General features: G+C 55.4%; 2 protein-coding genes. Both read right to left on the bottom strand.

The genetic code is table 11. The features are described from left to right. Positions 1 to 1,109, bottom strand: a 1,109-nt coding sequence (locus tag AC1WIP_RS15110; RefSeq protein WP_481142605.1) for an excinuclease ABC subunit UvrA, incomplete at its 3' end; no start/stop codon positions are given. An 82-nt stretch (positions 1,110 to 1,191) separates the two neighbouring features. Then, positions 1,192 to 2,023 (bottom strand): acyl-CoA dehydratase activase (locus AC1WIP_RS15105; protein WP_481142604.1); only part of this gene is annotated, 832 nt, incomplete at its 5' end.

The raw sequence follows: 2,023 nt of genomic DNA, 5'->3' as shown, positions 1-2,023 counted from the left end.
AGATAGCCAAGGCCAAGCTCCATAAGCCGCCTGGCCACCACTGCAAAGGACTGGCAAATGCTCTTTGCCATAGGGCGCATTTCTTCCGAAAGGGAAGCAGGCACTTCCTCCACCCACCCTATCAGCTGGCTTAAGGACATTTTACAGGCCTCATCCAGTCCGATTCCCCGTAGCCTTGGCGCTCTTGCCGCCTGGGATAGGCGCGTGCCGCCGCAGTCCGGACACACATCCTCCTTCAAAAACTTTTCCACCCGCTTCATGCCCTTTTCATCCTTGACCTTGGCCAGGGCGTTTTCCACGGTATAAACTGCATTGTAATAAGTAAAATCAAGCTCTCCGGCCTGATTGCTGTTTTTGGAATGATACAGAATATGCTTTTTTTCCGCGGGCCCGTTATAGACCATATCCTTTTCCTGATCTGTCAAATCCCGGAAGGGCACGTCCGTGCGCACTCCCATCTCCCTGCAGACGTCAGTCATTAACGACCACATGAGCGAATTCCACGGCGCCACAGCGCCTTCGTCAATGGTGAGGGATTCGTCGGGCACAAGGGAATCCCTGTCCACAGTGCGCACAATGCCTGTTCCCCCACAGGTGCGGCAGGCTCCCTGGCTGTTAAAGGCCAGCTCCTCCGCCCCCGGGGCATAAAAGGCCGCGCCGCACTCCGGGCAAATCAGCTCCTGCTCCGCCGCCACTGCCAGCGTAGGCTCCACATAGTGGCCGTTAGGGCAGCGATGGCTGGCCAGCCTGGAAAACATCAGCCTTAGATTGTTTAAAAGCTCTGTCCCCGTGCCGAAGGTGCTGCGGATGCCGGGAACGCCGGGCCGCTGGTGCAGGGCCAGGGCCGCCGGAACATACAGCACCTGATCTGCATCCGCCTTTGCAGCCTGGGTCATGCGCCTTCTGGTGTAGGTGGACAAGGCCTCCAGATACCGCCCCTTGCCCTCGGCGTACAGTACGCCCAGGGCCAAGGAGGATTTGCCGGAGCCTGACACGCCGGAAATGCCTACAATTTGATTTAACGGCACATTCACATCAATATTTTTCAGATTATGTACTCTTGCGCCGCGGATCTGTATTTCCTTTGGCGCGCCGAATTTTTCTTTCATAGCTAAAACCGCCTTTCGGTTCATTGTACCACGCAGCCTCAGGTGCATAGGACTGCAGGAGGGATAGAATATCCCTCCTGCGCTAGTCCGCCATATCCGCTGCAAACAATGCGGCTCCAAGAGCTCCGCACAGCTGCGCCTTATCGCTTACAACCAGTGTTGTGCCAAGCTTTTCTTCCAGCGTATGAACAAGCCCTTTGTTTTTGGAAACCCCGCCGGTCATCATGTATTTCTCCTCGCCCCCCACACGCTTGGCAAGGGCCGCTGTTTTGGACGCCACCGCTTTATTGAGGCCATGCACGATATCGTCTCTTCCCTTGTTCTGGGCAATCAGGGACACGACCTCCGATTCCGCAAAGACCGTGCACATACTGGAAATCGTAATGTCTTCCTTATACTCCAGGCCTGTCTGGCTCATTTCATCCAGGCTCATCTCCATAGTGCGGGCCATCATCTCAAGGAAACGGCCTGTGCCTGCCGCGCATTTATCATTCATTACGAAGTTTACCACTGACCCGTTTTCATCCAGACGTATCACCTTGCTGTCCTGTCCCCCGATATCCACAACCGTGCGCACCTCCGGGTCCAGATAATGGGCTCCTCTAGCATGACAGGTGATTTCCGTAATGCTTTTATCTCCCTGGGCAATAGCGCTGCGGCCGTAGCCGGTGGTCACCACAGCGTCAATATCCTCCCGCTGCAGGCCAGCCTCCTTTAAGGCTTCCTCCATGGCGCGCTCCGCTCCCATGGCCGCACCGGCTCCCGTTGGAAGGATAATGCCGGAAATGATTTCTTTCTCTCGATTCAAAATCACCACATCGGTACTGGTGGAGCCGCTGTCAATGCCAACAAAATATCCTTTTCCCATGGTTTTTTCCCTTCTTTCCTGTCCGGCGGGCATAATGCTTTCCGCA

The sequence above is a fragment of the Acetatifactor sp. genome (genome assembly GCF_982438285.1).
Note: the sequence above shows the minus strand (reverse complement) of the source record. Positions and strands in the feature narration are given on the sequence as shown.